Annotated in this window: 18 protein-coding genes; 8 read left to right on the top strand and 10 right to left on the bottom strand. The window is 61.6% G+C overall.

Translation table 11 applies throughout. From position 1 onward, the window contains the following. The coding region (locus tag ACW9IN_RS13290; RefSeq protein ID WP_457366297.1) for a hypothetical protein at positions 1–207 on the top strand (207 nt) is incomplete at its 5' end. Here ACW9IN_RS13290 and ACW9IN_RS13285 read toward each other — a convergent pair. Further along, on the bottom strand, positions 154–1,788 hold the full coding sequence (locus ACW9IN_RS13285) for a methyl-accepting chemotaxis protein (protein WP_457366296.1): 1,635 nt from the start codon (positions 1,786–1,788) through the stop codon (positions 154–156). The two genes, ACW9IN_RS13290 and ACW9IN_RS13285, sit on opposite strands and share 54 nt — an antisense overlap. 209 nt (positions 1,789–1,997) lie before the next feature. Between ACW9IN_RS13285 and ACW9IN_RS13280 the strand changes: the two genes are divergently transcribed. Next, positions 1,998–2,828, top strand: coding sequence for an undecaprenyl-diphosphate phosphatase (locus tag ACW9IN_RS13280; protein ID WP_457366295.1), 831 nt, complete (start codon positions 1,998–2,000; stop codon positions 2,826–2,828). After that, complete coding sequence (locus ACW9IN_RS13275) at positions 2,825–3,208, top strand: DUF1294 domain-containing protein (protein ID WP_457366294.1); 384 nt, start codon at positions 2,825–2,827, stop codon at positions 3,206–3,208. Before ACW9IN_RS13280 ends, ACW9IN_RS13275 begins: the two co-directional genes overlap by 4 nt. Here ACW9IN_RS13275 and ACW9IN_RS13270 read toward each other — a convergent pair. The 3 genes from ACW9IN_RS13270 to ACW9IN_RS13260 all read right to left on the bottom strand — a co-directional run bounded on the left by ACW9IN_RS13270 (position 3,197) and on the right by ACW9IN_RS13260 (position 5,969). Then, positions 3,197–3,553: an MmcQ/YjbR family DNA-binding protein gene (locus tag ACW9IN_RS13270; RefSeq protein WP_457366293.1), complete on the bottom strand. Its 357-nt coding sequence runs from the start codon at positions 3,551–3,553 to the stop codon at positions 3,197–3,199. The genes ACW9IN_RS13275 and ACW9IN_RS13270 overlap by 12 nt on opposite strands. Then, complete coding sequence (locus tag ACW9IN_RS13265) at positions 3,550–4,458, bottom strand: LysR substrate-binding domain-containing protein (protein WP_457366292.1); 909 nt, start codon at positions 4,456–4,458, stop codon at positions 3,550–3,552. Before ACW9IN_RS13265 ends, ACW9IN_RS13270 begins: the two co-directional genes overlap by 4 nt. A 131-nt stretch (positions 4,459–4,589) precedes the next feature. Beyond that, a complete protein-coding gene (locus tag ACW9IN_RS13260) occupies positions 4,590–5,969 on the bottom strand; it encodes an NAD-dependent succinate-semialdehyde dehydrogenase (RefSeq protein WP_457366291.1) in 1,380 nt (459 codons plus the stop codon). A 157-nt stretch (positions 5,970–6,126) separates the two neighbouring features. On the opposite strand from ACW9IN_RS13260, the gene ACW9IN_RS13255 reads away from it, so the two are divergent. Then, positions 6,127–7,053: an AraC family transcriptional regulator N-terminal domain-containing protein gene (locus tag ACW9IN_RS13255; RefSeq protein ID WP_457366290.1), complete on the top strand. Its 927-nt coding sequence runs from the start codon at positions 6,127–6,129 to the stop codon at positions 7,051–7,053. Between the two features lie 58 nt (positions 7,054–7,111). On the opposite strand, the gene ACW9IN_RS13250 is transcribed toward ACW9IN_RS13255, so the two are convergent. After that, on the bottom strand, positions 7,112–8,209 hold the full coding sequence (locus tag ACW9IN_RS13250; RefSeq protein ID WP_457366289.1) for an MFS transporter: 1,098 nt from the start codon (positions 8,207–8,209) through the stop codon (positions 7,112–7,114). 230 nt (positions 8,210–8,439) lie between these two features. Here ACW9IN_RS13250 and ACW9IN_RS13245 point away from each other — a divergent pair, with 230 nt between their 5' ends. Together ACW9IN_RS13245 and ACW9IN_RS13240 are read left to right on the top strand one after the other, a co-directional pair. After that, positions 8,440–9,051, top strand: a complete 612-nt coding sequence (locus tag ACW9IN_RS13245) for an FMN-dependent NADH-azoreductase (RefSeq protein WP_457366288.1) — start codon at positions 8,440–8,442, stop codon at positions 9,049–9,051. Positions 9,052–9,279: 228 nt separating this feature from the next. Next, a complete protein-coding gene (locus tag ACW9IN_RS13240) occupies positions 9,280–10,317 on the top strand; it encodes an alpha/beta hydrolase family protein (RefSeq protein WP_457366287.1) in 1,038 nt (345 codons plus the stop codon). On the opposite strand, the gene ACW9IN_RS13235 is transcribed toward ACW9IN_RS13240, so the two are convergent. The 4 genes from ACW9IN_RS13235 to ACW9IN_RS13220 all read right to left on the bottom strand — a co-directional run bounded on the left by ACW9IN_RS13235 (position 10,311) and on the right by ACW9IN_RS13220 (position 15,235). After that, positions 10,311–11,486 (bottom strand): MFS transporter, encoded by a 1,176-nt coding sequence (locus tag ACW9IN_RS13235; RefSeq protein WP_457366286.1) that lies wholly within the window; start codon positions 11,484–11,486, stop codon positions 10,311–10,313. The genes ACW9IN_RS13240 and ACW9IN_RS13235 overlap by 7 nt on opposite strands. Positions 11,487–11,652: 166 nt before the next feature. Continuing rightward, positions 11,653–13,239 (bottom strand): ABC-F family ATPase, encoded by a 1,587-nt coding sequence (locus ACW9IN_RS13230; protein ID WP_457366285.1) that lies wholly within the window; start codon positions 13,237–13,239, stop codon positions 11,653–11,655. A gap of 142 nt (positions 13,240–13,381) precedes the next feature. Further along, entirely contained in the window at positions 13,382–14,620 is a 1,239-nt protein-coding gene (locus ACW9IN_RS13225) for an MFS transporter (protein ID WP_457366284.1), read from the bottom strand. A 228-nt stretch (positions 14,621–14,848) separates the two neighbouring features. Next, entirely contained in the window at positions 14,849–15,235 is a 387-nt protein-coding gene (locus ACW9IN_RS13220; protein WP_457366283.1) for a TIGR03067 domain-containing protein, read from the bottom strand. 265 nt (positions 15,236–15,500) lie between these two features. Between ACW9IN_RS13220 and ACW9IN_RS13215 the strand changes: the two genes are divergently transcribed. Both ACW9IN_RS13215 and lpxO read left to right on the top strand, forming a co-directional pair. Then, complete coding sequence (locus ACW9IN_RS13215; RefSeq protein ID WP_457366282.1) at positions 15,501–16,817, top strand: Wzz/FepE/Etk N-terminal domain-containing protein; 1,317 nt, start codon at positions 15,501–15,503, stop codon at positions 16,815–16,817. A 260-nt stretch (positions 16,818–17,077) separates the two neighbouring features. Then, the gene (lpxO, locus tag ACW9IN_RS13210) at positions 17,078–17,977 is read left to right on the top strand and encodes a lipid A hydroxylase LpxO (protein ID WP_457366281.1); all 900 of its coding nucleotides are present in this window, start codon (positions 17,078–17,080) and stop codon (positions 17,975–17,977) included. 18 nt (positions 17,978–17,995) lie between these two features. On the opposite strand, the gene ligD is transcribed toward lpxO, so the two are convergent. Then, positions 17,996–20,455, bottom strand: coding sequence for a DNA ligase D (ligD, locus tag ACW9IN_RS13205; protein ID WP_457366280.1), 2,460 nt, complete (start codon positions 20,453–20,455; stop codon positions 17,996–17,998).

Raw genomic sequence — 20,455 nt, 5'->3', positions numbered from 1 at the left:
GCCTGGTTTCAGGGCCGCTTTGCGCCCCAGCGCGGGCGGTGCGACGATTCGACAAGCCTGCTCACCACAGTGGTATTTGCTCAACACCACAAAGGTATTGGCTTACCTCCACAAAAAAACGGTTTGCAACAAGGAAATCGGCCCACCGCAGCGTCAGACCTTGAACTGGCGCAGCAACCCATCAAGCTGTTCGCTCAAACCGCGTAACTGGCTGCTCGCCGCGCTCGACTGTTCCGCCGCCAGCGCGGTGCTGTGGGACAACCCTGCCGCCTGGGTGACGTTCTGGTTGATGTCCTCCACCACGTGGGCCTGTTGCAGGGTGGCGCTGGCGATGGAGGCGTTCAGGCCGTTGAGGTTGCGCAGGGCCTGGCCGATGGCGTTGAGGCTGGCGCCTGCCTGGCCGGCTTGTTCGATGGTCAGTTGCGAGGCGCTGTGGCTGTCGCTGATCACCTTTACCGCCGCTTCCGAGTGACCTTGCAGCCGTTCGATCATCACCTGGATCTCGGCGGTGGACTTCTGTGTGCGCTGGGCCAGCAGGCGCACTTCATCGGCCACCACGGCAAAGCCGCGGCCCTGTTCACCGGCGCGTGCGGCTTCGATGGCGGCGTTGAGGGCCAGCAGGTTGGTCTGGTCGGCAATGGAGCGGATCACTTCCAGCACTCCGCCGATCTGCGTGCTTTCGCTGGAGAGGGTGCGGATCACTTCCACGGCCTGGCTGATGGTGCCGGACAGTTGGTCGATCTGTTGCAGGCTGCCGTCGATGTTCACCTGGCCCTGTTGCGCCTGGGCCTGGGCATCACGCATTTCGCTGGCAGCCTGTTCGGCGTTTTTCGCCACGTCCTGCACGCCGTAGGTCACTTCGTTGATCGCCGTGGCTACCAGTTCCATTTGCTGAGACTGCTGCTGACTGCGGTCATGGGCCTGGGTGGCGTTGTTGCCCAGTTCCAGGGACGACTGGCCCAATGCCGTGGCGCAGACCTGCAATTGACTGACCACCTGGCGCAGCTTGGCGGTGAAACTGTTGAAATGCCGGGACAGCTGGGTGACTTCGTCCTGGCCGTGGGTGTCGAGGCTGCGGGTCAGGTCGCTTTCGCCGCTGGCGATATTGCCCATGGCATTCACCGCCGCCTGCAACGGGCGCACGATGCTGCGGGCGATCAGCGTCACCAGCAGCGCCATTACCACCGCGATGCCCAGGCCGATGAATGACGCTTTCCACACCTGGCCGTTGAACTCGGCCTGCACATCGTCGACATACACGCCAGAGCCGATGATCCAGCCCCAGGGTTCGAACAGTTGGATATACGAGGTTTTTTCTACCGGCGCTTCGGCGCCCGGCTTCGGCCAACGATAGTTGACGATGCCCGCGCCCTTGGCCTTGGCCAGGATCACGAACTCGTTGAACACCGCAAAACCGTCCGGGTCGCGGATCGCCGAGAGGTTCTGGCCGTCGAGTTTGGGGTTGGCCGCGTGCATGATCATCACGGGCGTCAGGTCGTTGATCCAGAAATAGTCGTCATGGTCGTAGCGCAAGCCGCGCACCACGCTCAGGGCCTGCTTTTGCGCGGCTTCGCGGGTGAGTACGCCGGTCTTCTCCAGGTTCTGGTAGTAGGCCAGCACGCCGCTGGCGGTCTGCACCACATGCTGGGTCTGCTGGCGTTTGGCCTGGTAGAGATCGCCGTGGATCTGCTGGAGCATCAACAGGCCCAGGGTCAGCAGCATCAACACGGCGACTATCAGGATCAGCCAGAGGCGGCGGCTGATCGACATACTGCGCAAACTGTTCATCGTCCTGTCACTCCGTGTTTTTTATAATTGTGGGTGCTGCATCGACATTTCCGGCTTGTCTGATAGGCTTTCGGCCTGAAATCGCAAAACCTGAGTACTGCCTGATTTTTCACATGATTTTTGCAGTGCGGCGTTGATCATCAACACCGGGCCTCAGTGCGCTCGCCATCAATGAATCGTTCGAAACACGCATGACCCTTGGGAGAAACATGGATATTTGGACCGCCATTCAGGCATTGATTCTGGGCGTTGTGGAAGGGCTGACCGAGTTTCTGCCGATCTCCAGTACCGGCCACCAGATCATCGTCGCCGATTTGCTTGATTTCACCGGCGATCGCTTCAACGCTTTCAATATCATCATTCAGCTGGGCGCGATCCTGGCGGTGGTCTGGGAATTTCGGCGCAAGATCATCGACGTGGTCATCGGTTTGCCGACCCAGCGCAAGGCTCAGCGGTTTACCGTCAATCTGCTGATCGCGTTCCTGCCGGCGGTGGTGCTGGGGGTGATCTTCGCCGACGTGATCCACCATTACCTGTTCAACCCGATCACCGTGGCCACTGCGCTGGTGGTGGGCGGCATCATCATGCTGTGGGCCGAGCGTCGCGAGCATACGGTGCATGCCGAAACCGTCGATGACATCACCTGGAAAGATGCGCTCAAGGTCGGCCTGGCCCAGTGCCTGGCGATGATCCCGGGCACCTCGCGTTCAGGCTCGACCATTATCGGCGGCCTGCTGTTCGGCCTGTCGCGCAAGACCGCCACCGAGTTTTCGTTCTTCCTGGCGATGCCGACCATGGTGGGTGCGGCGGTGTACTCGGGCTACAAGTACCGTGACCTGTTCCAGCCATCCGACCTGCCGGTATTCGTGATCGGCTTCGTCACCTCGTTTATCTTCGCCATGATCGCGGTCAAGGGCTTGCTCAAGTTCATCGCCAGCCACAGCTATGCGGCGTTCGCCTGGTACCGGATTGCGTTCGGCCTGCTGATCCTGGCCACCTGGCAGTTCGGCTGGATCGACTGGGCGGCGGCCAAGGCATGAGTGTTCAGCACCCGCGCCTGAAGCTCGCGCTGTTTGTGCTGCTGTGCGCGGCGCCGCTGTTGGGCTCGGCGTTGCTCTGGCATCGCGGCGAAACGCCGATCCCGCTGGCGGCCTACGGGGTGGTCAGCGTCGTGGCGTTTCTGATGTACTGGAACGACAAGCGCAAGGCCCAGACCGAAGGCCGCCGCACCCCGGAAAACATCCTGCACGCCGTCGAGCTGGCAGGCGGCTGGCCGGGCGCATTGATCGCTCAGCAAGTGTTCCGGCACAAGACACGCAAGGTGTCGTATCAAGTGCTGTTCTGGGTGATCGTGCTGTTGCACCAAGTGTTCTGGCTCGACCAGCTGTTCCTCGGCGGTACGCTGCTGTCAGTCCTCTAACAGCAACCCGATTTGCGTGCGCTTGGGCAGCTTGCTCACCACCAATTGGTGGGAGCGCTGCAACAGGCCACGCAGTTCCTCGGCGCCCAGCGGGTAGGGCGTGTTCATGATCACCCACTGCGCCCGTGCCAGATAAGGCGCCGGGTGGATGCCAGGGCGGTCCACGTGGCCGAGGAACAGCTCCTTGTCGACCTTGAACGCCAGCGAGTCGCCGCGCAGGCCCTGCAAGGCGAACATCTTGTTGCCGGCAATCGAGAACACGCGCACGCCGCCCCATTTGTAGTCTTCCCGGGCACCGGGCAGGCTCAGGCAGAAGGCGGCGACCTGGGCTTCGGTCAGGCTCATAACAGGCGATCTCCACAGCCTTTGAAGGCTTCTTCCAGGTAGTCGATCCACGCGCGAATGGCCGGCAGCACACCACGGCGATGCGGGTAGACCGCTTGCAGCCAACCACCCGGCAAGGACCATTCGGGCAACAGTTGCACCAGCTCGCCACTGGCCAATTCGTCTTCGCAGTACAGCATCGGCAGTACGGTAAAACCCAGGCCCCTGAGGGCGCAGGTTTTACGCACGATGAAATCGTCGATCCCCAGGCGTGCCTCCATCGACAGGTCCACGGCGTTGCCTTGGGTGTCCAGCAGACGCAGGTGCACCAGGCGATCGGCCTCCAGGGCGCCAAGCATCGGCAGTTGCTTGAGGTCGTCGAGGGTCTGCACGGGGCGCCCCTTGAGGAATTCCGGGCTGGCCACCAGGATGGTCTGCGCCGGCCGCAGGCGTTTGGTCACCAGCAACGGGTCTTCGTCACCGGACTCGCGTACCCGCAAGGCCACGTCGATGCCCTCGGCCACCAGATCGACGCGCCGGTTGACCAGGGTCATCTCCAATTGCACGTGAGGGTGGGCGGCAAGGAAGTCGGCGACCATGTTCGGCAGCATGTGCTGGGCCATGCCCACCGGACAGCTGACCCGCAGCCGTCCGCGTGGTTCGCTGGACATGCTGGCGACGGCCTCATCGGCCATTTCCGCTTCCAGCAGCATGGCCTGGCAGTGGCGCAGGTAACGCTCGCCGACGGCGGTGAGGGTCAACTGTCGCGTGGTGCGTTGCAGCAGGCGTGCGCCCAGGCGCTCTTCCAGCTCGGCGATGCGGCGCGACAATCGCGACTTGGGAATGCCCAGCAGGCGGCCGGCCGCGGCGAAACCGCCGGCTTCGACCACCTTGGCGAAATAGTAGAGGTCGTTGAGGTCTTGCATGGTTGCATCTCAAAAAGCGTAGGCGCGAACGGGCGCGCGAAAGACCCTAACGATAACGCAGCGCGCGGGGTTTATCGCAGCGTTATCGGGTTTTTCACGCGCCCGTTCGCGCCTGCCGATCAGTGAGGTGCTTAGAACTGCGCGCCGGCCATCAGCACATATTTCACATGCACGTACTCTTCGATGCCGTAGTAACTGCCTTCACGGCCATAACCGGACTGCTTGATGCCGCCAAACGGGACCGATGCGGTGCCCACCGAGCCCGAGTTGAGGATCACCATGCCGGCTTCCAACTGGCGCGACAGGCGCAGCGAGCGGCCCAGGGCGCTGGTGTAGGCGTACGCCACCAGGCCGACTTCGGTCTGATTGGCGCGGGCGATCACTTCCGCTTCGTCCTTGAACGAATAGATGGCGAACACCGGGCCGAAGATCTCCTGGGTGGCCAACGGTGAATCATCGGTCAGGTCTGTCAGCACGGTGGGCTCATAGAACAGACCACCCCTGGCGTGGGGTTTGCCGCCCATCAACACCGTGGCGCCGGCGGCCCGGGCCTGTTCCACCAGGCTTGCAACCTTGTCGAAGCCCATTTGATTGACCAGGGGCCCCACCACAAAGTCTTCACGCAGGCCCTGATCCACCTCGATATTGGTCACGGCGTGTTTCACGCGCTTGATGAAGTCTTCAAGGATGCTGTGCTGCACAAAGATCCGGTTCGGCGAAATGCATACCTGGCCGGAATTGCGCAGCTTGGCGCTGACCAGGCCTTTGACCGCTTCCTCGATGTTGGCGTCCTGGAACACGATAAAGGGCGCGTTGCCCCCCAATTCCAGGGTCATTTTCTTGATGGTCGCCGCGCATTGCGCCGCCAGCAACTTGCCAACACCGGTGGAGCCGGTGAACGAGATCTTGCGGATGCGTGGGTCGCTGGTGAGGATCTGGCCGATTTCCTTCGGATCACCCACCACCACTTCCAGAACGCCGGGCCCGATGCCGGCCTTGCGTGCGTATTCCAGCAGTTTGAAGGCGGTGAGTGGCGTGTCTTCGGCGGGTTTGATCACCATGGTGCAGCCGGCGGCCAGGGCCGTGGCCACTTTGCGGGTGATCATCATGAACGGGAAGTTCCAGGGCGTGATGGCCGCGACCGGGCCGATGGCTTCCTTGGTCACCACCACGTTGGCGTTGCGGTCGTGGGTGGGGATGGTGTCGCCGTACACGCGCTTGGCTTCTTCGGCGTACCACTCGATGAAGCCCAGGCCGTAATCGATTTCGCCACGGGCTTCACTGAGGCATTTGCCGTTTTCGCGGCAGAGCAGTTCGGCGAAGGCTTCCTTGTCGGCTTTGACGCTGTCGTGCCAGCGTCGCAGGATATCGCTGCGCTCCTTGGCGAGTTTGCCGGACCATTCGGGGAAGGCGGCGCAGGTGCGGTCGACGGCAGCCTTGACGTCGCTGGCGGTATTGAAGGCAACGCGGTCGATTTCTTCGCCGGTGGCGGGGTTGTAGACGATAAGCATGAGAAAGTCTCCGTGGGCTGAAAGTGCTGTTTCAGGCTACGGAAGACGGGCGTTTCGGCGAATATCCATTCCAATGTGCTGATTGCCTATTCCTATGAGCACGTAGCAGCAGGTACTTTTGCGCGGTACCGTGCCGTTTTCGCAGGAGCCACGAACCATGGGCCGTACCGAACGAATCATCGAATTGATGGGCCGCCTGGCGCCTGTCGAAGGCTATAACCTCACGGCATTGGACGATGTGCGCTTCCTGCGCTCCAACCGCCCATTGCACCGGGTACCGGTGCTGTACGACCCGGGCATCGTGATCGTCTGCCAGGGGAGCAAGCGCGGCTACCTGGGTGACGAGACTTACTTGTACGACGCCCAGCATTACCTGGTGGTGTCGGTGCCGGTGCCGTTCACCATGGAGACCGAGGCCAGCGAAGCCGAGCCGATGCTGGCGGTGTACCTGCGGCTGGATTTCACCCTGGCGGCGGAACTGATGGTGGCGCTGGATGACTTCCCCGAATTGGCCGAGGCACGGCCTCGGGGCATGTATTCCTCGCCGATGGATGACAAGCTCAGTGAGTCACTGTTGCGCTTCCTGGAAGCCATGAGCGTGCCGATGGACGCGCAGATCCTCGGGCCGACGCTGATGCGCGAGATCTATTACCGGATCATCACCGGCGAACAGGGCGGTTCGATGCGTGCCGCGCTCAATCGTCAGGGGCAGTTCGGCAAGGTGGCGCGGGCGATTCGCAAGATTCACGGCTGCTATCACCAGCACCTCGACGTGGAAGAACTGGCGCGGGAGGCGATGATGAGTGTGCCGAGTTTCCATGCGCACTTTCGCACGGTCACCGACACTTCGCCGATGCAGTACCTCAAATCCACACGCCTGCACCAGGCGCGCCTGCTGATGCTGCGCAGCGACATCACCGCCGCCACGGCCTGCATGAAAGTGGGCTATGAAAGCGCCTCGCAGTTCAGTCGCGAGTTCAAGCGCTTCTTCGGGCGTACGCCTCAGGAAGAGATCCAGTGGATGAAGCGTACCTATGCGTTGCCCGCTCCTACGACGTCGTCGATTTACGTGTCATCCCACTGAGCAGGGTGATCAGCAACGCGGTACCGGCAAAGGCGACGCCGGTCAGTGCCTGGCCCTGCTAGCCGAAATGCTCGGAGGCAAAGGCGCCCGACGCCGAACCCAAGGCGCCGCCGATGAAGTAGACCACCATGAACACCGTGTTCAGGCGGCTGGTGGCCGAAGGTTCCAGGGCCAGCACGCGGGTCTGGTTGGCCAGTTGGTTGATACGGTTGCCCAGGTCCAGGAAGGTTGCAGCCACCAGGAGCGGCAGCCACCAGCCTCGCGGGCCGAAGGCAAAGATCAGCACGAACGCCAGCAGCACGGTGCCGATACCCACCCATTCCAACAGTTGGCGGTGGCGTCGGGTCTGGTCGCCGATGGTGGAGGCGCAGAGAATACCGACGATGGCCGAGAGCCCCAGCAACCCTGCCTGGGCGCTGGAGAATCCGTAGGGCGGTGCGGCCAGCAGCGCCGCCATCGAACCCCAGAACACGTTGAGTGCGCCAAACACCAGGCCGGCCTTGAGCGCTGACTGACGCAGGGTCGGGTACTGCGTCGCCAGGCCCCACAGTGACTTGAGCAAGGCGCCGTAGGCCAGCTTGCTGGTCGACACCGAAACCGGCATGCGCGTCAGAATCGCCAGGAACAGCAGCACATCCAGTGCCGCCGCCACGGCGAACATGCCGCGCCAGCCGAGCCAGCCACTGACCACGCCGCTGACCGTACGGGCGAGCAGGCCGCCGGCAGACAGGCCGCTGACCATCAGGCCAAGCACCGCGCCTTTTTGCAGGGGATCACTGAGGTCGGACGCCGCTGGAATGATCACCTGGGCACTGATGCCGGACAGGCCCAGCAGCACGCTGGCCACCAGCAGCAGGGAATAGGAGGGCGCCGTGGCCGACGCCAGCAAACTGATGAAGTTGAGGCACAGCACGGCGAGGATCAGCGTGCGCCGACTGATGCGGTCGCCCAATGGCACGAACAGCAACAGTCCGCAGGCGTAGCCGAGTTGGGTCAACATCGCGATCTGCCCGACATGGGCGGTGGAGACATCGAACGTATTGGCGATCAGCGGCAACATCGCCTGGTTGTAGTAGATCGTTGCCACGGAAAATCCGCAGCAGATGGCGAGGATCAGCGTCAGGCCCTTGGTCAGGGCGGGGGAGTGTGGGGGCATGGTGCGCTCGAAGGCTGTCGGTTCTGCGGCGAGGATGAAGCGAACCGCAGGTGAAATCCAGCGTCTCATAGGATTGGGCAATAACCCGGCACGATCCGTACAGGCTGAGCTAACATTGTCCCACCAGCGGGACAAATAATCGCATTTGAGCCCTCTAATCGACGATTGATGCTGCCTGTAGCATTAGCCTCACTTGATCGCCTTGCCGCGATCCTCACTTGGAGAACCGCATGAAACTGTTGCATATCGATTCCAGCATCCTCGGCGACAACTCGGCTTCCCGTCAGCTCAGCGCTGGCGTGGTCAAGGCCTGGCAAGCGGCGCAACCGAGTGTGGAAGTGACCTACCGCGACCTGGCGGCTGAAGACATCAGCCACTTTTCCGGCCTGACCCTGGGTGCCCTGGGCACTGCCGCCGAGCTGCGTGATGCGGTGCAGAAGCACGAAGCCGAACTGAGCGCAAAATCGTTGGCCGAGTTCATCGCCGCTGACGCCGTGGTGATCGGTGCGCCGATGTACAACTTTTCGGTGCCGTCCCAGCTCAAGGCGTGGATTGACCGCATCGCCGTTGCCGGTCAGACCTTCCGCTACAGCGAAGCCGGCCCGGAAGGCCTGTGCGGTGGCAAGAAGCTGATCATCGTCTCCACCGCCGGCGGCCTGCATGCCGGTCAACCGAGCAATGTGGGTCACGAAGATTACCTGAAGCTGATGTTTGGCTTCCTGGGCATCACCGACATTGAGTTCGTTCGCGCCCAGGGCCTGGCCTACGGTGAAGAAGTGCGCAACAAGTCCCTGAACGACGCCAACGTAGTCATCAACGAACAATTGTTCAACGCCGCGTAAGGCTTGTGTAAATTTCGCCGCTGCCCGGTTTCAATCTGAAGCCGGGCGCCTAAACTCTGCAGTCTGATCACCTGAAAGTGATCGGAGTGCGGAGTTTTTTCGTTTACCCGCTGTCTTTACCTTGGCCCAGGTTATGCACGCATGGGTTTATCACCCGGTGCGAGCGCCCAGACCATGGACTTTTCCCATAGACATGCCGGCTTTTACGCAGCAAAGGTGGACATCCTCATGATGCGTCTTTGTGCAGTTGTGGTTCTTTTCCTGCTCGGTGGCCTGATTTCAGTGCAGGCCGCACCCGCGCCGCACCCGCACTGGAGCGTGGGTTTTCATCGCATGATGTTCCTCGACCCGCTCGACCTGCAGCCGATGAAAGCCATCGCGTTCTACCCGTCCACCGATGTCGGTCACACCACCCAACTGGGCGCCTACCACGTCGCCGCCACCGAAGATGCCAAGGTCGCCATTGGCCGCTTCCCCATGCTGATGCTGTCCCACGGCAACACCGGTACGCCACTGGCCCTGCATGATCTGGCCACATCCCTGGCGCGCAAGGGGTTTGTGGTGGTGGCGGTGCTGCACCCCGGTGACAACTACAAGGATCACAGCCGCCTGGGCACGGTGAGCAACCTGTATGGGCGTCCTATCCAGATTTCCGAAGCCATCACCGCCACGCTGGGCGACCCGATGCTGTCGCCGTTCGTCAACGTCGATCAGGTCGGTGTCATTGGCTATTCGGCCGGAGGCGAAACCGCGTTGATCCTGGCCGGCGCCAAGCCTGACTTCGACCGGTTGCGCCGCTATTGCCAGGAGCGTCCGGAGGACCGCGATGCCTGCACCACCAAGGGCGAGCTGGTGGTGGACCGTGATGACCTGCAGCCACAATCCGACCCGCGCATCCACGCGCTGATGCTGATGGCGCCGTTGAGCCTGATGTTCGGACGTCACACCCTGGCCGACGTGCATGTGCCGGTGCTGCTCTACAGTGGTGACGGCGACAAACTGGTGGCGGTAGACAAGAACGCTGCGGCGCTGGCGCGCAAGCTGCCGGAACCGCCGGATTTCAAATTGCTGGCGGGGGCCGGGCACTTCGTGTTCATGGCGCCGTGCGACAGTGATCAGTTGATAGCGATGCCGGCGATCTGCACCGATGCCGATGGTGTTGATCGCGAGGGCATCCACCGTGATCTCGTGTCTGAAGCCGGGCGTTTCTTCAGCCACAGTCTGGGTCAATCCACCCGTGCCGGGTTGCAGACCGCCGATCAGTAGGCGCGGCGTTTGAGCAGCATCGTCAGGCTCAGTGCCGCGACGGATAACAGCGCAGCACAGAAAAAGATCCAGCCATAGCCGAGGTTCAGCGCTACGGCGCCCATCAACGGTCCGGCAATCGCCAGGGCCAGGTCAAAAAACACCGCATACGCACTCAATCCTGCACCCCGGCTGCTGTTGGGCACCTGCTTGATCGCTTCCACACCCAGTGCCGGATAGACCAGCGACAAACCAAAACCGGTCAGCCCGGCACCGATCAACGCGACGCCGGTGGAGGGTGCCAGCCACAGCAGGGTCAGGCCGAGGGTTTCGATGCTCATGCAGGCAATCGCCGCGCGGAAACCGCCAAAGCGGCTGATGGCCGAGATGAATACCAGCCGCGACAGGATAAAACACACGCCGAATACCGTGAGGCAGTAGGCCGCGCCGGCCCAGCCCCGATTGAGGTAGTAGAGGGTAATGAAAGTGGTGAGGGTGCCGTAGCCGATGGAGGCCAGGCACAGGCTGGTGCCGAACGGTGCGATGCGACCGAACACCGCCCAGAACGGCAAGCGTTCGCCACGCACCACCGGCACCGACGGTTTGTTGCGGATCAGCACCAGCCCCAAAGCGGCCAGCACTGACAGCGCAATGCCAAGGCTGGTGTAGCCGTACTCGGCGACCATCACCACGCCGAGTGGTGCGCCAATGGCGATGGCACCATAGGATGCAATGCCGTTCCACGAAATCGAGCGCGCGGTGTGTTCGGCGCCGACCTGGCCCATGCACCAACTGATGGTGCCGACGCCGATCAGCCCCTGGGCCACGCCCAGCAGCAAGCGCCCGACGATCAGAATGCCCAGGCTCAGTGTCGGCAGGCTTTGCACCAGCGTGGCGAAAAACGTCAGTACGCCGCTGATCAGGATGCCGGCCAGGCCCAACACGATGGCGCGCTTGGTGCCCACGTTGTCCGACATGCGCCCGGCCATGGGGCGGCTGAGCAGGGTAGCGAGGTATTGCGAACCGATGGTCACGCCGGCCACTACCGCGCTGAAGCCCAGTTGCTCATGCACATAGCCAGGGATCACCGCGATCGGCAGGCCGATGCAGATAAAGGCGATGAAGGTGTAGAAGACGATGGAGACGATCTGCAGGGTGATCGACAGGGAGCTGGGGGTGGCGGCAGGCATGGGCACTCGTTCGCGGGCGGGCGGTGAGGGCATCATGGCAAGGGCTCGAGGGAAAAGAAAGCAGGCTAACTACTTTATCTGATGAGCAGGTCTGTCTTGGACAACCTGGTTGTTGTGGTGAGCAGGCTTGTCGAATCGTCGCACCGCCTGCTCACTACAGTTGTGTTTAGAACACCACGCCCTGGCTGCGCAGGTAGTCGTCATAGGTGCCGCTGAAATCGGTCACGCCGCTTGGGCTCAGCTCGATGATGCGAGTGGCCAGGGACGATACGAACTCACGGTCGTGGCTGACGAAGATCAGCGTGCCCGGATAGTTTTCCAGCGCCAGGTTCAGCGCCTCGATGGATTCCATGTCCAGGTGGTTGGTCGGTTCGTCCATCACCAGCACGTTCGGCTTTTGCAGGATCAGCTTGCCGAACAGCATGCGGCCTTGCTCACCCCCGGAGATGACCTTGACCGATTTGAGGATCTCGTCGTTGGAGAACAGCATGCGGCCCAGGGTGCCCCGGATGACTTGTTCGCCCTGGGTCCACTGGCCCATCCAGTCGAACAGGCTCACGTCGTCTTCGAAGTCGTGGGCGTGGTCCTGGGCGTAGTAGCCAAGCTCTGCGCTTTCGGTCCACTTCACGCTGCCGGCGTCCGGGGTCAGTTCACCCACCAGGGTGCGCAGCAGGGTGGTCTTGCCGATGCCGTTCGGGCCGATGATCGCCACGCGCTCGCCGGCTTCGACGGTGAAGCTGAAGTTCTGGAACAGGGTCTTGCCTTCGAAGCCTTTGGACATGCGCTCGATGGTCACTGCCTGGCGGTGCAGCTTTTTGGTCTGCTCGAAGCGGATGAACGGGCTGACACGGCTCGATGGCTTGACCTCGGCCAGCTGGATCTTGTCGATCTGCTTGGCGCGGGAGGTGGCCTGCTTGGCCTTGGAGGCGTTGGCCGAGAAGCGGCTGACGAAGGTCTGCAGTTCGGCGATCTGGGCTTTCTTCTTGGCGTTGTCCGACAGCAGTTGCTCGCGGGACTGGGTGGCTGCGGTCATGTACTCGTCGTAGTTGCCCGGGAACAGGCGCAGCTCGCCGTAGTCCAGGTCCGCCATGTGGGTGCACACGCTGTTCAGGAAGTGACGGTCGTGGGAGATGATGATCATCAGGCTGTTGCGCTGGGTGAGAATGGTCTCCAGCCAGCGGATAGTGTTGATGTCCAGGTGGTTGGTCGGTTCGTCGAGCAACAGCACTTCAGGATCGGAGAACAGTGCCTGGGCCAGCAACACACGCAGTTTCCAGCCTGGCGCGACTTCGGACATCGGGCCGAAATGCTGTTCCAGCGGAATACCCAGACCCAGCAGCAGCTCACCGGCACGGGATTCGGCAGTGTAGCCGTCCATTTCGGCGAATTCGGTTTCCAGCTCCGCCACGGCCATGCCGTCGGCTTCGCTCATTTCCGGCAGCGAGTAGATGCGGTCGCGCTCGGCCTTGACCTTCCACAGCTCCTCGTGACCCATGATCACGGTGTCGATCACGGTGAATTCTTCGTAGGCGAACTGGTCCTGGCGCAGTTTACCCAGGCGGACATTCGGCTCGAGCATGACCTGGCCGCCGGACGGCTCGAGGTCGCCACCGAGAATTTTCATGAAGGTCGACTTGCCGCAACCGTTGGCACCGATCAAACCATACCGGTTACCGGCGCCGAACTTGACCGAGACGTTCTCGAAGAGCGGCTTGGCGCCGAACTGCATGGTGATGTTAGCTGTGGAGATCAATTACTTTACCTATCAATGGGTTGCGAGCATGGCGGCAGGAGCCTTCAGGCATGCATCAACAGCGACATCAAGGCGCGAAACCCGGTCGCTGAACAGAAGATTGGGGGTGTGTGTTGGAATTTGGCGCGCATTGTCGCATATGTCAGGCGACAGTTGTATGGCACGCGAACGTTGCGTTGGCCCGAGTCTCCGGCATGGCCAGCCACAGCAGCGCCAGCGCCACGGCCGCCACGCCGGCCAGGGTCAAAAAGGCCGTGTCATAACCGGCCTGTTGCACCGCGAATCCTGCCAGGCTGCTGCTTAGCGCCGCGCCCAGGCCGAACACGGTCGACAGGGCGCCCAGGCTGACGTTGAAACGCCCGGTGCCCTGGGTCAGGTCCTTGACGACCACGGGGAACAACGCACCGAAAATACCGGCGCCAACGCCGTCGAGCATTTGCACGGCCACCAGCCAGTAAGGGTCGCTGGACAGGGTATACAGCACACCCCGTAGGGGCAGGATCAGGAATCCGGCCAACAGTAACGGCTTGCGCCCCCATACGTCGGCCTTGACGCCCACCAGCCACGCCATCGGCACCATCACCAGTTGCGCGGCTACGATGCACGCCGATGTCAGTGGCGTGGCCATCTGCAAATCGATCTGCGCCAGCTTCTGGCTGACCAGCGGCAGCATCGCCGCGTTGGCCAGGTGGAACAGTGCGCAGCAAATCGCGAACAGCAGGAGCGGGCGATTGGCGAGTAGTACCCGCAGGCCCGAAGGCTGTTCGTGAGCGCTGGCATGGGCCGGGTCGAAGCCACGGGCCACCTCGTGGTCGATGGCCGCGCCCGGCACGCAACTGATCGCGACGATGCTGGCCACTGCCATGAAAGCCATCAGGTAAAACACCACCACCGGTCCGAACAGATAGGCCAGCCCGCCCGCCAGCAATGCGGCCACGGCATTGCCGGCGTGGTTGAAGGTTTCATTGCGACCTGTGCGGCGGGTGAATGCGCGGGGGCCGGTGATCCCCAGGGAAATCGCCGAAATCGCCGGCGCGAACACCGACGCCGCGATGGCACTGGCGGCCTGGGTCAGCGCCACCAGGCTGAACGTGCTGACGAACGGCAGCAGCACGCAACTAACAGTCACCAGAACAGCGGCCAGCGCAACCACCGCGCGCTTGCTGCGGGTTCGGTCAATCAGCGCACCCGCCGGGCCTTGGGCGATCAGGGCCGCGACGCCGGCCAAGGTCATGACCACGCCGATATTGGCAGGGTCCCACTGGTGTACCGCCAGTAGATAAATCGCCAGGTACGGGCCGAGGCCGTCGCGTACATCCGCCAGGAAGAAATTCAAGCTGTCCAGGGACAGGGTGCTGCGCAGGTTATGAGGATGGGCCACGGCGGTTCTTCGAACAAAGGCATCCAGGGGCTGAACGCTCACTGGGCTAGTGACCGGCGGGCTTGCGGATAAGTTTCACGCCCACCTCCGAAGGGCATTTCCAGCAGGCAAAAAAAGCCCGCGAGGAGAGGCGGGCAAGGGATTCACTGGAGTAGGTAGGCTTTACCCTATAGATCGAGACGTGAAGACTTTGTGAAAATCGTGTCGCAAGTTTGCGGCATGCACTGTTCAGGTGCGTCGCACGAAAGTGCGCATGGTCTGACCTGGGCGGGTGCTGAACTCAGTGGGCCTTGGCTGGTTTTCATCCGCAGCGATGAACACGAATTCATCGCCTTCCAGGCTATAGCTGGCGGGCAGGCGTTTGCCGGCATCCTCGCCCATGGCGTCGACCCAGGTGATGCTCTTGGGCGTGGTCTGGCTGTCCAGGAAAAACCGGCCAGCCAATAACACCACGCCGTCGCGGGTTTTCACTTCGAAGCGATCATCTGTAATGGTCGTCAGCGCGCCGGGAGCGCTGTGGGCATCGACCGGGTTCAGCACGCCACTGTCCTCGAGTGCGGTCTGTTCCCAGACGCCCTGGAGGGCCTGAACATCCGGATCGGAAATGGATGACATACAAATTCCTTTTTGTTGAAAGACCAAATGTTAATGGAGGTGAAGTTTGAAGTAGGAACAGTCCTGATTTTTTAATTTTTGTAATTTTTCCTTTGCAGACAGGTAATTAGCGTTATGTTGCCTGCGCGCTTGGCAACGTCGCGTAACGACTTCTCGGGAAGAAAACTCATCATTCCTGGGCTCGGACGTTGCTCTTTGTTTATCCGGTTGCAATGCGTGCTTGTGTTTCGAGCGCGGGATTTCAACCCATCAGGGTGTATGAATTTTGAATAACACTCCCCCGTTACATCAACCTGCGGCTTCGGACGAAGTCGACCTCTTCGAACTATTCAGCGCTATCTGGCAGCATCGGAAATGGATCATCGGCTGCATGATTCTGAGTGGCCTTCTGGGAGTGGGCTATGCGTTTCTTGCACCGAGTGTCTACCAGGTCAGCAGTGTATTGCGGCCTGCGGCAATCAACGAGTTGGATGCGCTCAATCGCTCCGAAGTCTACAAGTTGCCACCGGAAGACGCCCTGGCCAAGGTCGGCATGCGCCTGGACTCCTACGAAGCGCGCCTCGGCTTCTTCAGGGCCAATCCTGCGTTGTTCGAAGCGGTCCAGCAGCCCGGGCGAAGCCTGGAGCAGAGTTTCGAAGCATTCAATCGCACGGCATTCACCCTGACACGCCTGGACCCGAAAAGAGCTGACTCGCTCAGCGACTATATCCGCCTGCAATTGCAGTACCCCAAGGATATCGACGGGGTAACCATTCTCAACGGTTTTATCGAGTACGCGATCGAGCTCGAGCGAGCACAGGTAGAAGCGGATCTCAGGGTCATCGTCAACAACCGGCTCGGCGAACTCAGGGGCAAGATCAGCGCCGTGCGTGCCAATTACGAGTCGGATAAAAGCTCGAAGATCGCAAGATTGCTGGAAGCTGACAAACTCAAACGTGCGCAATTGGCCGATGAACTCACGGCCCTGCGCGCCCAGATGAAGGTGGAGCGCGCCAACCGCCTGGCAGAACTGGCCGAGGCGATTTCGATCGCGCGCTCCATCGGCATCAAGACGCCCACGACCCCTTCGGCCATGGCGGCGAACGCCGTGCGTGGCCCGGGGCAGGTGATGCGTACTGAGGTGAATAACCAGGAGATCCCGCTATATTTCATGGGCACCGAGGTCCTGGAGGCTGAGCGTGAGGCGTTGTTGCATCGCACCAACGATGACTTCACCAATGGCCGCGTTGCCGAGATCGGCAAGGAGTTGCGCTTGCTCGATGCCAACCGTGAGGTCGAGGTACTGAAAAACCGCGCCGACGAAGATATCTTCCTGCGGGGTATCGAGTCACTGCGGGCGGAGGAGGCGCGTCTCAATGGGCTCAATATCGATATGAGCGCATTGAAATTGGTAACGGTCGACCGTCAGGCACAGGAGCCGCTGAGTTCGATCAAACCCCAGAAAGCCCTGATCATTGCGCTGAGCCTGGTGGCAGGCCTGATGCTGGGGCTGTTGGTTGCCCTGATCGCGCACTGGGTCCAGGCCCGTCGTGAGCGCCGACCGCTTTCCTTGCAGGGCAATTACCTCGTCTCGGCGCGCTGAGCGACGTTGCTACTTCTGCGGGCCGGTCGAGCAGACGGCCCGTTCACCCCTCCAGCACACTCAGCGGACAGCTTTTCACAATTCTTAGTTAACCTTTGGTTACAAACTGTGGCTAAATATCCGGTAATGGTCATGAACCGCAGGGTCATCCAGCGGTCGTGCCGCCCGTATATGAATTGTGATTTCAGGTGCTGCTAGAACCTCGGCCGTTGTGGGCACGCAGGTGCAGTCTGTTTTCTCCTGACGTGTGACGAAATCCTTTGAAACTGATCATTGTTGTTCTCTACGTTGCTTCCATCGCGTATGTGCACTTGCGTGGCCGTGTGCGACATAAGCTGGGCCGTCAGCTCAGCGATCACTCGACGTTCCTGGCACCGGTCAACTGCTTCCTCTATCTGTTCTCCAAATTGCCCAGCCGCCCGTATCTGTCGCCCAGCGACTTTCCGGACCTGAGCCCGTTGCAGGAACACTGGGAAGAAATTCGCCTGGAAGGCCAGAACCTGCTGCGTGCCGGTGAGATCAAGCGTTCGGACCAGTACAACGACGTGGGTTTCAACTCGTTCTTCAAGTCGGGCTGGAAGCGTTTCTACCTGAAGTGGTACGGCGACAGTCACCCTTCGGCCATGAAGCTGTGCCCACGCACCACTGAACTGGTGCAGAGCATCGGTTCGATCAAGGCGGCGATGTTCGCCGAGCTGCCGCCGGGGTCCAAGCTGGTGCGTCATCGTGACCCGTACGCCGGCTCCTACCGCTACCATTTGGGGTTGGATACGCCCAACGATCCGGGTTGCTACATCAACGTGGATGGTGAGAGCTACTACTGGCGTGACGGTGAGCCGGTGATGTTCGATGAAACCTTCATCCACTATGCCGAAAACACCACGCAGCAGAACCGTATCATCCTGTTCTGCGATATCGAGCGGCCGATGAAGTACCGCTGGGCCACGGCGTTCAACCGTTGGTTCAGCCGCACTGTCATGGCTGCTGCCGGTTCGCCCAACCATGCTGGCGACAAGACCGGCGGGTTGAACCGTGCCTTCAACCGTCTGTACAAGATCCGGTTGCGGGGCAAGGAACTGAAAAAGCGCAACCGTGCACGCTACTACCTGGAAAAATGGGCGATCTTTGCTGCTTTGGCGCTGATTTTCGTGCTGATCTGATGCTCATTCCGGCGCCCTTCATTCCGGAGGTTGGGCGCCCAGTTTGTCCCACATCTTCCGGCTGATCTTCTGCCGATGGGCGTATCCCGCCCATGGGTCCTGCTTCAAACCCTGCAAGCGCTCCTGCACGTTGGCGATGTTCCATTGTTGGGCGCTGCGCAACGACTTCAACTCCTCTCGGCTGATCGGTACCGACACCGGCAGGCCCGGGCGGGCCCGCACGGAGTGCGCAACCACCGTACTCGCGCCCCGGGCATTGCGCAGGTAGTCGATGAATATCTTGCCCACGCGGTTTCCAGGCCCTGAAGTCGCCGTGAAGCGCTCGGGCAGTTGCCGGGTCATGAACTGGGCGATGGCCTTGGCGAAGGCCTTGACCGTGTCCCAGTCGTCGCGTCGCGCCAAGGGAATGATCAGGTGCAGACCCTTGCCGCCGCTGGTCTTGATAAACGCCGCCAACCCCAGCTCATCGAGTACCGATAGCGTGAGTTGTGCAGCCTCCAGCATGGTTTTCCAGGGCAGCGCCGGGTCCGGGTCGAGGTCGAGCACAAACAGATCGGGAGTCTCGATCTTGTCGTAGGTGGCGCCCCAGGTATGCAGCTCGACGGTGCCCATCTGCACGGCGCCGATCAGCGCACCGGCACTGTCGATTTCCAGCAGTCGCGCGTGGCCAGGATCCAGGGCCGAGTCCAACTGCTTGATATGGGGAATCTCCAGGCGGTCAGCGTGTTTCTGAAAGAACTGTTCGCCCTCGATGCCTTCCGGGGCCCGAAGCAACGACACCGGACGGCGATGCAGGAAGGGCAGGATCCACGGACTTATGCTGTTGTAGAACTGCGCCAGTTGCTGTTTTTGCGTGCCGCTTTGCTGATCGATCACACGCTCGGCGTGGGTGATATTCACGCCGCCTGCGTTCTTTGAAGCCTTGGCCGTGCCGGTCCGGGCAGCTTGCTCGCGAACGACCTGCGCAGCCGGTTTGTCGGTGCGCATTCCGATGAACGCTGCCTGGCGCACCACACCCTCCCGAGTCCATTCGGCAAACTGCACTTCCGCAACCAGGCTGGGCGTCAGCCAATGCACGCCACGGCTCTGGGTGCCGGTCAGCGGTTGTTCCAGCGGCGAGGTCTTGCGTTCAAGGGGTGTGAGCTGCCCATGGATGCGCTTGAGTGAGGCCCGATCGAACCCCGTGCCCACACGGCCGGCATAGACCAAGCCGTCTGAGTCGTGCACCGCCAACAGCAGCGCGCCAAAACCACTGCGCGAGCCGTGGGGCAAGGTGTAGCCGACGATGACGAACTCCTGGCGCAGCCGACATTTGAGCTTGATCCAGTCCGCACTGCGCCCGGACACATAGGGACTGCCCAGCCGTTTGCCGATCACTCCCTCCAGGGCCATGCCGCAGGCGCTTTCCAGAATGTCCCGGGGCGCGGCGGTGAAGGCTTCGGAAAACCGCAACAGCTTGCTGCGGCTCTTGGAAAGCGCGCTCTTGAGCGCCGCACGCCGGGTCTCCACGGGTGTCTCGCGTTGGTCACAGCCATTGAGGTAGGGGGCGTCAAACAGGTAAAACACAATGTCCAGGCTGCGCCCGATATCAAAGGCATTCTGCAGTGCCTGGAAATCCGGCATGCCGTCGGCGTCCAGGCTGACCACTTCGCCGTCGAGCCAGCTGTCCTTGAGTTTGAGCGCCTGCAGGGCCTTGACCTGACGCGGCAGGCGTTCGGTCCAGTCATGGCCGTTGCGGGTAAACAGGCGCACTTCGCCCCCATGGATGCGCGCCAGCATGCGGTAGCCATCGAACTTGACTTCGTACTGCCATGCGCCTTCGGACGCGCGGTCCACCAGGGTGGCCAGTTGCGGACTGAATTGTTCGGGCAGGGCGCGTACGGTTTTGGCCCGCCTCGGGGCCTTGGGTTTGCCGACGCTTGCGCCGCTGAGCACGCTGTGTGGCTGGGCCTGGACGATGTCGTATTCCGTCGCCGGGCGTGCCTGCTGGTCGTGCTCTTTGATCAGCAGCCATTGTTCCTTGTCGCCGCTGCCTTTGAGGCGCGTACGCACCAACGCCCAGTCGCCGGACAGCTTTTCGCCGATCAGGCTGAACTTGAGTTTGCCGGCAGCGTAAGCCTTGTGAGGGTCGTCGTGGGGTTGCCAGACGCCCCGATCCCACACAATCACATCGCCCGCCCCATAGTGCCCGGCGGGGATGCTGCCTTCGAAACCGCCATAGTCCAGCGGATGATCTTCCACCTGCACGGCCAGGCGCTTGTGCTGCGGGTCCAGGCTGGGGCCCTTGGGCACCGCCCAGCTTTTAAGCACGCCGTCCAGTTCCAGGCGGAAATCGTAGTGCAGGTTGCGCGCGTCGTGCTTCTGGATCACAAAACTCAATGCCGAGGTTTTGCGCCCACCTTTGGGTGGGCTGCCGGCAGGTTCGGTGGTGGCGTTGAAGTCACGTTTGCGCTGGTATTCGCTCAAGGGCTTGGACAT

The sequence above is a fragment of the Pseudomonas sp. SDO5271_S396 genome (assembly GCF_054071795.1).
This window is presented reverse-complemented; position numbering and strand designations above follow the sequence as displayed.